Annotated in this window: 10 protein-coding genes; 4 read left to right on the forward strand and 6 right to left on the reverse strand. The window is 65.6% G+C overall.

All coding sequences use genetic code 11. The annotated features are described in order from the left end of the window. Positions 1-29 precede the first annotated feature (29 nt). From L1080_RS01000 to L1080_RS01010, 3 genes are all read right to left on the reverse strand, one after another. Positions 30-557, reverse strand: a complete 528-nt coding sequence (locus L1080_RS01000; protein ID WP_250772154.1) for a RipA family octameric membrane protein — start codon at positions 555-557, stop codon at positions 30-32. Between the two features lie 37 nt (positions 558-594). Next, on the reverse strand, positions 595-3465 hold the full coding sequence (locus tag L1080_RS01005; RefSeq protein WP_250772152.1) for a WD40 domain-containing protein: 2871 nt from the start codon (positions 3463-3465) through the stop codon (positions 595-597). Between the two features lie 214 nt (positions 3466-3679). Continuing rightward, a complete protein-coding gene (locus tag L1080_RS01010) occupies positions 3680-3835 on the reverse strand; it encodes a hypothetical protein (RefSeq protein ID WP_236603242.1) in 156 nt (51 codons plus the stop codon). Between the two features lie 527 nt (positions 3836-4362). On the opposite strand from L1080_RS01010, the gene L1080_RS01015 reads away from it, so the two are divergent. From L1080_RS01015 to L1080_RS01025, 3 genes are all read left to right on the forward strand, one after another. Next, on the forward strand, positions 4363-5838 hold the full coding sequence (locus L1080_RS01015; RefSeq protein WP_250772149.1) for an MFS transporter: 1476 nt from the start codon (positions 4363-4365) through the stop codon (positions 5836-5838). After that, positions 5835-6479, forward strand: a complete 645-nt coding sequence (locus L1080_RS01020; protein ID WP_250772147.1) for a TetR/AcrR family transcriptional regulator — start codon at positions 5835-5837, stop codon at positions 6477-6479. The genes L1080_RS01015 and L1080_RS01020 overlap by 4 nt, the downstream gene beginning before the upstream one ends. Positions 6480-6617: 138 nt before the next feature. Then, positions 6618-7517, forward strand: a complete 900-nt coding sequence (locus L1080_RS01025) for an alpha/beta fold hydrolase (RefSeq protein ID WP_250772145.1) — start codon at positions 6618-6620, stop codon at positions 7515-7517. A 247-nt stretch (positions 7518-7764) separates the two neighbouring features. Here L1080_RS01025 and L1080_RS01030 read toward each other — a convergent pair whose 3' ends face one another. Continuing rightward, a complete protein-coding gene (locus tag L1080_RS01030; protein WP_250772143.1) occupies positions 7765-8964 on the reverse strand; it encodes a Fic family protein in 1200 nt (399 codons plus the stop codon). A 140-nt stretch (positions 8965-9104) separates the two neighbouring features. Here L1080_RS01030 and L1080_RS01035 point away from each other — a divergent pair, with 140 nt between their 5' ends. Continuing rightward, positions 9105-9878 carry an alpha/beta hydrolase family protein gene (locus tag L1080_RS01035; RefSeq protein ID WP_250772141.1) on the forward strand — a complete coding sequence of 258 codons (774 nt, stop codon included), beginning with the start codon at positions 9105-9107 and terminating at the stop codon, positions 9876-9878. A gap of 40 nt (positions 9879-9918) precedes the next feature. On the opposite strand, the gene arsA is transcribed toward L1080_RS01035, so the two are convergent. Together arsA and arsD are read right to left on the reverse strand one after the other, a co-directional pair. Beyond that, positions 9919-11682 carry an arsenical pump-driving ATPase gene (gene arsA / locus L1080_RS01040; RefSeq protein ID WP_250772138.1) on the reverse strand — a complete coding sequence of 588 codons (1764 nt, stop codon included), beginning with the start codon at positions 11680-11682 and terminating at the stop codon, positions 9919-9921. Between the two features lie 15 nt (positions 11683-11697). After that, positions 11698-12099 carry an arsenite efflux transporter metallochaperone ArsD gene (arsD, locus tag L1080_RS01045; RefSeq protein ID WP_250772135.1) on the reverse strand — a complete coding sequence of 134 codons (402 nt, stop codon included), beginning with the start codon at positions 12097-12099 and terminating at the stop codon, positions 11698-11700. Positions 12100-12113 lie beyond the last annotated feature (14 nt).

Consider the following 12113-nt stretch of genomic DNA (forward strand, 5'->3'; position numbering starts at 1 on the left):
CTGTGGAAGCCGGATCCGACGCAGCACACTCACGTGAAAGTGATGGCGAGAAATGCGGAGATGTAGGCAAGCCCGAAGAGAATCGGGATCCACTGCTCGATATGGGACAGGGGCCAGTACCGGGACCGGTCGTTCCCCTCACCCAAGGCCCACCATTCAGCACGCCAGAACGGCGAGGCCGGAAGGCGTTCCTCGAGGGCGCCGACGACCTGATATTTCGCACTGTTCAGGAGGCGGTAACTCCGAACCAGATAGAACCAGGCGAAACACTGACCGAGCACCGCGATCAGCGGGATCACCAGCCACCACGTCCTGTCTGGAAGTGAGATTTTTCCGAAGGCCGCCACGAGGGCGAAGATGCCGGTGTTGAGGCTCAGGAAAAACGAGTTGGTCAAGCCTCGTCGGGCGCTGATCCGGTCGGCCATCTCTACGTAGATCCGGTATTGATCGAGCACGGCGCTCTCATAGGGGATGGCGCGGCCATGAGATCCCGTCTTGCCTTGCGGGTCGTTCCAGAGTCGGTGGCTCAGCTCGGATCGATGATCGTCGGCGTGCATCGTCTACCTCCTACCGGCATCGGCCGGATGTGCGCCATCAGTTCCCGGGTGGGGTGTCGTCGGCGGGAATTGGAAGTCCGGGGCAGAGTTCGACATAGTCGATGTCGGGGGAAACCCATTCGCGCCACTGTCGGTGGCTCATATTCGTGGTGAGCTTGGCGCATAGAGTGGCTGCCCAGTCTGCCGGTGTGATGGCCCATCGCCAGATTTTTCCATCGATACCGCCGGAGACAACCCACCGCCCGTCCGGGCTGAAAGCCACACTGCGCACCATGTCTGTGTGTTCGCTCATGGGTGGGCCGATCGGCATGCCGGTGTCCGTGTCCCAAAGTCGTACCGAGCGGTCGTAACCCGCGTAGGCGATGCGGCGGCTGTCTGGCGCGAACGCCACACTTGCAAGCGGACCCCCCGGTCCGTTCAGAGGTTCGCCGACCGCTTGCCGCGTATCGGGGTCCCACAGCCGGATGGTGCCGTCGAGACCGCTGGAGACTATGCGCTGCCCATCCGGGGCGAATCTCACCGTCGTGACCTCACCCTGGTGTCCGGTCATGGGCTCGCCGATGGGTTGGCGGGTGTCGGGGTCCCACAGTCGGATGGTGCCGTCGTTGCCTCCGGAGGCGATCTGCCCTCCGTTCGGGGCGAACGCCACGCTCACAACTGCATCCCGGTGTCCGGTCATGGGCTCGCCGATGGGTTGGCGGGTGTCGGCGTCCCACAGTCGGATGGTGCCGTCGCTGCCGCCGGAGGCGATGCGCCGCCCGTTCGGCGCGAACGCCACACTGATTACATGGCCCTGGTGTCCGGTCATCGGTTCGCCGATGGGTTGGTGGGTGTCCGCATCCCACAGTTGCACGGTGCCCGACTGGGCAGTCGTGCCATCTGACGCTGGGGCGAAGGTGCCAGAGACGATACGCCGCCCGTCCGGGGAGAACGCCACGCTCATCACCACGCCTTGTTCGGTCGTCAGTTCCCCGATCGGCGAACCGGTATCCGCGTCCCACAGCTGCAGGGTGCCGTCAGCACCGGCGGAGACGAAGCGGCGCCCGTCCGGGGCGAACGCCACGCTCATCACCCAACCCTGGTTGGCTGAACCGATCTCGACATCCCATACCCGTACAGTGCCTTCGTCGCCGCCACCGGAGATGACCCGTCGGCCGTCGGAGCTGAAGGCCACCGAGGCGACCCAACCCTCGTGTCCCGTCAAGGGTTTTCCGAGCGGAGCTCCGGTGTCGGCATCCCACAGCCGTACGGTGCCGTCGGCACCGCCTGAGACGATCCGTGCCCCGTCGGGAGCGAATGCCACACTCGCTACTGCACCCGCGTGTCCGGTCATGGGCTCGCCTATGGGTGCTCCGGTGTCGGCGTCCCACAGCCGGACGGTGCCGTCGGCACCGCCGGAGGCGACATGCTGCCCGTCCGGGGCGAATGCCACGCTCACGACCATGCCGTCATGCTCGGTCATGGGCGAGTCGAGCGTTGCACCGGTGTCTGTATCCCACACCCGGACGGCGCCGTGGACGGGTCCGCCCGAGCCGACGACGAGGCGTCGCCCGTCTCGGGCGAATGCCACGCTCCCAACCGCACCGTCATGCTCGGTCATGGGCGCACCGAGCGGTGTTCCGGTGTTCGCGTCCCATACCTGAACTACGCCGCGATTGACCAAGCCGCTCGAAGTCATTTCACACGAGCCAGTGGCGATCCGCCTTCCGTCCGGACTGAACTCGAGGCTCGTCACCTCGCCCCGGTCCACGGTCATTAGCGCGCCGAGTGGTGCTCCACTGTCCGCGTCCCACACCCGCACCGTCGTGGCGCCGCTAGATGCGATACGCCTCCCGTCCGGACTGAACATCACGATGGTCACCTCGCCCTGGTCTCCGGTCATGGGTGGGTCGATCGGCTTGCCGGTGTCGGCTTCCCACAGCCGTAGGGTGCCGTCGACACCGCCGGTGACGATGCGCCGCTCGTCCGGTGAGAGCGCAATGTCCTTCACATCCGTTGCTGTGGTCTCGGCGATCTCGAGCAGTTCGTTCCGCGCGAGCACGGCGTCGAGCAGGGCGGCATCCTCAGGTTCGGAGCCGATCGACTGCGCGGCCAGTATCTGTTTCAGCGCGCGTGCGTCACCGCCGGGTCGGGCGCCGGCGAGCATGGACTGGCCTTCCGAGACCAGCCGCAGGGCAATCGCCTGGTTCCGTTGGCGTATCGACTCCTGCCGTTGCGCGAATGCGATCGTCGCCGCGACGATCGCGAGGACAGTCAACAACACCAGGCCGGTGATGGCGGCTCGCCGTAGGCGCCGGAAGCGTCGTTGTTCGCGTAGATCCTCACCGGCAAGTTCGTACTTGGGCTTGCCGTGGATGGGAGCGGCCAGATCGGTAATTTTCTCCCTGAACATCGGTGACGTGGGATCCCACGGCGCGTCCTCGGTGACGTCGACATAAAAGGGCTCTGCGGACAGAATTCCCGGCTGGGTCAGGACCGGCAGGGCCACATCGGACCGGTCCGGGTCGAACCGTCCAGATGCCTCGTCCCAGGTCAGATGCCCGTCGGTAACGACGAACAGCAGCCGGTCCGGTCCGTGCCGCTCGAGCCAGTGGGTGACCTCCTTGTTCACCCAGCCCGACGCGACCGAATGGGGCGACAGCACCACGATCAGGTACCGGGCGCGGCCCATCGCCTCGGTCACCCTGCCCCACAGGTCGGGACTGGCGATCAGATCGGTGGCATCGCGAAATACCCGCAACGCGTGCAGCTGGCCCATTCGACGGCCGATGCGGTGCAGACCCTTCTGGATGCCGGCGGCGACCGGCCGATCATCGTGGGCGTAGGAGATGAAGGCGTCGTATTCGAACCGCTCTTCTTCTCCGCGGGCCTGCTGCTGTCGCGGAGCCTGCGCAGCCTGAGCACACATGGGTGATTCCTCCGCTCTCGAGCCGGTGCCGAGTCACGTGGACGGCACTATTCGAGCCTGGCGTAAACGAGCCCGGATATCGCGAGTAGTCGACTACTCGGCTTTCGCGGCGAGCTTGTCGATGGTGGGTTTCGCAAGGTCGTGACCAGCGGGATCTGGATCGGCGCAGTTGCGGTGCCCTGAATCCACAGTGGGGAGTGAGAACCCACCGCATTCATCGTCGGCGGCGTTTGGCGCGGGCGGCGAATTCGTCGAGGACGCGGACGACGTCCTTGGCTTGCCAGATCCGGTTGCGTCGTCCGTCGGTGATTTGGGTGAGGATTTCGGCGTCACTTCGTCTGGATCGTGGATCGATCGCGATGGCCGCCACGGAGCGAACGCTGCGGACAAGGCACGGTCCAACCCCGCGACCCGGACGGACTCGCGCAGCAGCAGCGCTCCCGACGACGAGATCAACGACTCGCGGCCGCGGTCGAGAACCAGACTCGGATAGGGGTTAGTCTTCCCCTGCGGAGCTCCTCTCTGAGTGGCAGACCTTGACCGTCGACAAGTCAAGAATCCACTACCAGGCAGGCACTTCCGTGATTTACACGCCCTCACCCGGTGTAGGACGAAATCCCGAGGTTGAGGGGCCTGCCGGGGTCAGCGCGCAGCGATGCTCGCTCATCGCGCGTATCTGCGACGTGACTCGTCTGGACTCAGATCGCAGGGACCATGCCTGCTAGGGCCACGTAGTCGACCCTCGTTGCGAAGCCTGAAACACCGCGCGGAAATAGGCGTCGCGCAGACGATGAAGCGCCTATGTGACGCTGCGCTCAGAGTAGGCAGATTGCGATTAGGGCTGCTAAGTTTTTTCTATATGCGGAGTGAGCGCTCCGGTTGTGGTAGGGAGAATCTATGGAAACCGCTTCACGGCGGGCGCATTATCAGCTGACATTTGCGGTGCTGACTGTTGGTGTCGGTGCCTTTGCCCTGCTGCAGTCGTTGGTGATCCCGGTGCTGCCCACGCTCGAGGCGGCGCTGGGTACGACACAGGCCGATATCACGTGGGTGTTGACTGCCTACCTGTTGTCGGCGTCGATCTTCACTCCGGTGATGGGACGCCTCGGTGACATGCACGGCAAGAAGCGGGTGTTCGTGGTGGCCCTTGTTTCGCTGGCGGTGGGGTCAGTGCTGGCAGCCCTCGCCTCGTCGCTGTCAGTGATGATTGCGGCACGGGTGATCCAGGGGATCGGGGGCGGGGTGTTGCCGTTGGCCTTCGGGATCATTCGTGACGAGTTCCCGCAGGAGAAAGTGGTGGGAGCGGTGGGCATGATCGCCGCGCTCACCGCTGTCGGCGCCGGTCTCGGTATCGTCCTCGCCGGTCCTATAGTGAGCGTGCTGGGTTACCACTGGCTGTTCTGGATTCCGCTGATCATGGTCGTGCTGGCGGGGTTGGCCGCGCAGATCCTGATCCCCGAATCCCGTTTTCGCACTGCCGGGAAGATCAACTGGCTCACCGCGCTGTTGCTGTCGGGGTGGCTGGTCGCGTTGTTGCTCGGGGTGAGTCAGGCGCCCGCGTGGGGGTGGGGTTCCCCGATCGTCATCGGGCTGCTCGTGGCTGCCGCGGTCATCGTGGCGGTCTGGGTGACGGTGGAATCGCGGTCGGCCAACCCGCTGATCGACATGACGATGATGCGGATCCGCAGCGTCTGGGCCGCCAACCTGTTAGCGCTGCTGATGGGGGTCGGCATGTACGCCGCGTTCGGCTTCCTGCCGCAATTTCTCCAGACACCCACGTTCGCCGGATACGGCTTCGGTGCGTCGCTTACCGAGTCGGGTCTGATGCTGCTGCCGGTGAGCGTGGGCATGTTCGCGCTCGGACTCGCCTCCGGCCGCCTGGCGGCGCGACTGGGTTCGAAAAACCTGCTGATCGCCGGGTCGATCGTCAGTGCGGTCGGGTACTTCATGGTGGCGTTTCGGCACGAAACCGAGATAGACATTTATCTCGCGATGTCGTTGGTCGGGATCGGTTTCGGCCTGGCCTTCTCGGCGATGTCAAATGTTGTCGTCGCCGCGGTGCCACCGGAACAGACCGGTGTCGCGAGCGGCATGAACGCGAACATCCGCACGATCGGCGGCGCACTGGGGGCGGCATGCATGGCCACCGTTGTCACCGCCGGGGCGCCCTCGTCGGGGGTTCCGCCGGAATCCGGCTACACCCACGGATTCCTCATGCTGGGTGTCGCGGTGGGTCTCGGCGCGGTCGCGGCCCTGTTCATCCCGGCAATTCAGCGGAACACGAGCACCAATCTCGAGCAGTCGTCCGAATTGCGACACCCGGAGCTCGCGATGGTCGCCGCAGGCACGCTGGTGGGCGACGAATCCGAATGAGGTCCGATGTGAGCGTTCAGGAGAGTGGCAAGGCGCTGCGCCGCGACGCCGCGGAGAATCGGCAACGGCTCCTCGATGCGGCGGCGACCGTGTTCAGTGCGCGCGGCCTCGATGTGGGTGTCGACGAGATCGCCCGGGTCGCCGGCGTCGGCGTCGGCACCCTCTACCGCCGGTTCCCCACCAAGGATGCGTTGATCAGTGAACTGGTTCGCCAGGTACTCGAGGACTTCGTGGCCCTGGCCCGGGATGCCCGTTCCGCGCCGGTGGGCGAGGGTCTGGAGCAGCTGCTTTACGGCAGCGGTGCCATCCTGGCGTCGAACCGCGGATGCCTGTCGCGTATGTGGAACGACGACGAGACCACGGTTCTCAAGAATGAATATCGTGAGATCCTGGTCGAGTTGCTGGCGCAGGCCAAGCGGCACGGCCGGATCCGCGAGGATGCCACGGACGCGGACCTGGATTTGGTTCTGTGGTCCCTGCGCGGTGTCGTCACGACGACCCGCGGCGTCACCGACACGGGGTGGCGGAGAATCCTGGCCGTGATGATCGCGGGATTGCGGCCCGGCGCAGAGGCACTCGGGGTGCCGCCGATGAACTCCGAGCATGTCGAGCACATCAAGGAACTGCTCGATACTCGATAACGGCCTTTGCGTCCGTTCCCGGCCGGGCGGTGCGCGGCGAAATCTTTTGTCGCAACGAACGCGAGGTGAAACTCCGTTCACCCCGTGGTGCACATGGTGGAGAATGCTCGACTCGACAAATGTTGGTGAGGAAGTTTGATGAATCCCGTAGTCACACAGTCCGAATTCCGTGGTGCCGGTGTCACGCTCGCCGCCGACCGGTGGGATCCACCGACGGCTGATGCCGGCGGATCAGGCGCGGACAGGAAAGGTTTGGTCCTGTTGTTGCACGGCGGCGGGCAGACCCGGCATTCCTGGCGGAACACCGGGCGCAGCCTCGCGGCGGACGGGTGGTCCGCGATTGCTCTGGATGCGCGTGGGCATGGAGACAGTGAGTGGGCGCCGGACGGGGACTACGGCATCGATGCGCTGGTCGCCGACTTGATGTCAATCATCGGCGAGCTGGGGGAGAAGCCGGTACTCGTCGGTGCCTCGATGGGCGGGATGACGTCGTTGATCGGGCAAGGGGAGAACCCGGAACTCGCGCGCGGTCTGGTCTTGGTCGATATCGCGCCGAAGGTGGAAACGGCCGGCACCGCGGAAATCATGGACTTCATGCGCAGCGGCCTCGATGGTTTTGAGAGTCTCGACGACGCTGCAGCGGCGATCGCGGCGTATACCCCGAACCGGGTCCGCAAGCCCAACCCGCAAGGGTTGCGCAAGAACCTTCGCCTGCGTGATGGTCGCTGGTATTGGCATTGGGATCCGGCGTTCCTGCGCCAGGGTGACGAACCGACCCGCCAAGCGGATTCGATCGTGCGCTATGAACGCGCCCGGGACGCCGCCGCGGCGATCTCCGTGCCCACGATGCTCGTTCGTGGCAAGCAATCGAATGTGGTCAGTGAAGAAGGCGCGAAGGAACTGCTCGAACTGATTCCGACTGCCACGCTGATCGATGTTGCCGGGGCCGGTCATATGGTTGCCGGCGACGACAATGATGTCTTCAGTGGGGGATTGAAGGAATTCCTCGACGAAGACGTTGCCGCATCGCGTCACTGATACAAAATACAGCGGCCTCGGTGGGGAATAACAGGTGCGCCAACACGGTCCGCTGCACAAGAGTCGGGGGCCGTCTGCCAGTCACCGGCGAGCGCGGCGCCCGGCGATCACATGCGAGTGGGTCGGCAAGCGTGGATGTGCCGTACCGGACGGAGCTGTCGGGACGACCACATCAGGGGATCGTGTATTGGATCGGCGCAGTTGCGGTGCCCTGAATCCACAGTGGGGAGTGAGAACCCCACCGCATTCATCCTCGGCGGCGTTTGGCGCGGGCGGCGAATTCGTCGAGGACGCGGACGACGTCCTTGGCTTGCCAGATCCGGTTGCGTCGTCCGTCGGTGATTTGGGTGAGAATTTCGGCGTCGACCAGGCGGTCGATCGCGATTTGCGCGTTGGCGCCGGTGACCCCCAGCGTGGAAGTGACGAGCTTGCTGTGGACGACCGGTTGGCGAAGGAGGAGGTCGGCGAGGCGGTGTACCGCGGCGTCTCGTCGCGCCTTCACCCGGGTGCGCCAGTCGGCTCGAACCGTTTCCAGGTCCTGGACGAGGGTGCGGCCGTTGGCGACGGCGGCGAATGATGCCTCCGCGATCGACTGCACGATCGGCTCGAGGTTGCCCGAACGGTACTCGCCGAGGGCTTCGAAATAGGTGGCGGTGTCGTGCAGCAGGCCCGCGGACACCGGTACGGCGACGCTGCGGGTGAGTTGCCCGCCGCGCAGCATCGCCTGGATCAGGGCGCGACCGACGCGCCCGTTGCCATCAGGGAACGGGTGGATGGTTTCGAACTGTGCGTGTGCGACAGCTATTTGAGCGACCACGGGTACGTCGACCCGGTTGGCGAAGGCGATCAGGTCGTCGATCAGTTCGGGAACGCGGTCGTGATGTGGGGGGACGAATTGTGCGGTGTGTGGTCCGAGGCTGCCGCCGCCGATCCAGACCTGCTGTTGCCGCCATCGGCCGGCGGTGTTCGGATCGCCGTGTTCGAGCAGTGCCCGGTGCATCTGCAGGATCGCGTCGGCGTCGATGCGGTCGGACAACTCCAATGCGGCCTGCATGGCCCGGACGGTTCCGACGATCAGGCGGGCGTTGCGGGAGGCGTGCTCGCCGAGTTCGGCCAGCGCGATCTGGCGTGCCCCGCTGATGAGGTTCTCGATCTCCGAACTCGATGCACTCTCGGTGCGCAGCAGAATGGATGCGAACGGGGCGGTGATGTGGCCGACCTCGGCGTCGAAGCGGGTGAGTTCGGTCGCCGCTTCCTCCGTCAGCGCCTGCAGTTCGCCGTTCAGTGAGATGGTCCGGTTCGCGATGAATGGCGGTACCGCCGCGCGGTAGGGGCCGGCGGTGAGGCGACGTTCGCGTCGAGATCCGTAGTCGCCGGTGGTACTGACCCAGGGATGGTCCTCGTAGGCGACGGGCGGCCATCGCCGTCCGTCATCAACCGATGTCATACGCGGACCATACTATTGGTTAGGAATTTATCCAATGGTATGAGTGGTGGACCCGGTGAGAAACGGGACCAGACGTAAACCACTGGGTGTTCGCAGGTTGTGACCCAGCGGGATCAGAGCCTCCTTGTTAGCGTGACCGCATGAGAGTTCGTGAGGAATCCGCCGTGCCGCTCGAGCGGCGCACGGCCGGCCTCACGCGGTACGACGAGTACGCGGTAACCATTCCGGCATCCGGCGACCGCGCGCTCGTCATGGTGCCGCAGGGAGTTTCACCGTCCGCAGCCGTCTACTACCTTCACGGACGCACGGCCGATGAAACGTCGATCGGTGAACGGGCCGGCGTACGCGACGGTCTGCTCGACGCCGGGTTTGTCGTCGTCAGCCCCTACCTGCACGGCGATCTGTGGGGAAACCGAGATGCCCAGGACGCGTTGGGTGCCCTCCACGACTGGGTGTCGTGCCGGTGGCCGGTGTCGCGCCGGTTCCTGATCGGCGAGTCGATGGGTGCGACCACCGCCGCCAACGCGATCCGCCTGCGGGAAATGCAATGGGCGGGAGCGATATTGGTCGCTCCGTCATTGTCGATGCGAGCGGTGTGGGAGCGCGGAGAGCATGGCCGCGACACCCTCGCGGCGGCGTACGGGCTGTCGGCCGACGGGCACGACCTGGAGTCGAAGACTGAAGCATGGGATGCCGTTCGCCACGAGCCGGACGCCTGTGCGGGCGTGCCGATCCGCGTGTACGCGTCGCCGGAGGATGCGGTGGCGAACATCGCCGAAGTGACCGGGCCGTGGGTGCAACGGCTGCGCGCCGCGTCGATGGCCGCGGAGTTGATCGTCGTGAGCGGCGAACACGTGTCGCCCGACCACTTCCGCGTCGACGACATCGTCGCCTTCTGCACGAACCAGCCGTGAGCATGCGATAGCGCTATGACCGTGGGCCGGTTCCAGGCGGCTAGGTCGCCAGTCCGAACACCTCAGCTTCGACCAACGCGGTCAACGCCGCTTCGCCAACCGGCTCTGTGGGCTGCATCGGAACGACCGCGATCCGCGGGTGCGCGACGACATCGATTTCCGATTGCTCCGCCGCAGCCCGCCGCCGGAGCAGGTCGGACATCGTTTGTGCGGCGGCAAGCGAGTTGTTGATTATCCACGCCCACGGCGTGATTCCTGCGCGTTGCAGGTCGGCTTGTAAGCCTTCGGCCTCGAGCCGCGGAACGGTTTCGGCGAGGGTAACCAACAGGATCTTCGTCTCCTCCGGGTTCTGCAGCCGCATCAAGGGAGTCGTGAAATTGGTGCTGTCACCCATCTGGCGGGCGATCTCCCGGTGGTAGGACCCGGTGGCGTCGAGGAGTAGCAGGGTGTGTCCGGTCGGGGCGGTGTCGACGACGACGAACTTGCGCCGAGATTCGTGGATGACCCGCGAGAAGGCTTGGAAGACGGCGACTTCCTCGGTGCACGGGGAGGCGAGGTCCTCGGCGAGGGTGGCGCGGCCCTGCTCGTCGAGGGCGGCGCCTTTGGTGGCCAGCACTCGATCCCGATACTGCGCGGTGGCCTCGGCCGGATCGATCCGAGAAACCTCGAGGCCCGCGAGGTGTCCGTCGAGGGTGTCGGTCAGATGGGCAGCCGGATCGGTGGTGGTCAGGTGCACGTCATGTCCTCGCTGCGCCAGGGCGACAGCGATCGCGGCGGCGAGGGTGGTCTTGCCGACCCCGCCCTTGCCCATGCACATGATCAGCCCGTGATCGGCTTCGGCGAGTTCGTCGATGAGGGCGGACAGCGGCGCCTGCGGCACCGGTGTCGCTTCTGCTGCGATGGCCTGCGGCGTGGCGTCAGGGTTCACCGTGAACAGGCCCTCGAGTGCGCTGATGCCGACCATGTTGGTGGGCTTGAGCTCGACCCGGTCGGACGGCAGAGCGCACAGCTCACGGGGAAGATCTTCGAGGGCAGCCCGTTCGCGCCGGTAGATCGCAGCAGCGAGCTCGTCCCCGTCCTCGGGAGCGGGAAGGACACCGTTGATCACGACGTACTGGTGGATTAGCCCGATGTCGGCGAGTTCGGCATGGGTGCGGGCGATCTCGGCGAGCGGGGACCGCTGCGCCCGGGCGACCAGAACCAGCCGGGTGCGCTGCGGGTCGGCGAGGGCGGCGACCGCGTCCGCGTAGATGCTGCGTTGCTTCTCGAGCCCGGACATCGGGCCCAGGCAGGAGGCATCGCCCTTTCCGTCGTTCAGGAAGTCGGTCCACGATCCGGGCAGTTGCAGCAGCCGGATGGTGTGTCCGGTGGGGGCAGTGTCGAAAAGCACGTGATCGAAGTCGGCGACGGTGTCGTGGTCGGTGAGCAGGGCGGTGAACTCGTTGAACGAAGCGATCTCGGTGGTGCACGAACCCGACAGCTGCTCGGTGATCGACGCCAATTCCTTCTCCGGCAACAACCCCCGCACGGGTCCGATGATGCGTTCGCGGTAGGCGTCGGCGGCCTGCTCGGGGTCGATCTCGAGCGCCGACAATCCAGGCACGGCGACAACGTCGGTGATGGTGTTGCCGATCGTCAGCCCGAACACTTGCCCGACATTCGACGCCGGGTCGGTGCTCACCAACAGGACCTTGCGGCCGGCGCGGGCGAGGTGAATCGCGGCGGCGCAGGCGATGGAAGTCTTCCCGACCCCGCCCTTACCGGTGAAGAACAGGAAGCGGGGCGGGGAGTCGAGAAACTTCACAACAGGCAGACCCTTTCAGCAGCAGCTGGTGCTGTCGTCGTCTGGGGCGCAGCAAGATCCGGCGTCGGTGAGCCCGAGCATCGTGATCCCGGCCGGAGCCGCGGACGGGGCCTCGGTAAGTCCGGACCACTTGGCGAGCTGGGCACGGTCGGGGTAGCGGCCGGTCTGCGCGGTGACCCCGTCGACGAGCACCAGCGGCAGGCCCTCGGATCCGGAAACCTGCAGGAACGCCTTGACCGGTTCCCGCTCGGCGAATGCGAGGGGTTCGCTGGCGAGGTTGAACCGGGCGATGTCTCCGCCCTGGGAGCGGACCCAGTCCATGTCTGCGGAGAAGGTGACCAACGCCTGGTCGACGTCGTCGCCGCAGACGCCGGTATTGCAGCACAGGGCGGGTTCGAATATTTCGATGGTGCTCACGAGCAGGTTCTCCT

The organism is Rhodococcus sp. MSC1_016, assembly GCF_023667485.2.
GTDB classification, from domain to species: domain Bacteria; phylum Actinomycetota; class Actinomycetes; order Mycobacteriales; family Mycobacteriaceae; genus Rhodococcus_F; species Rhodococcus_F oxybenzonivorans.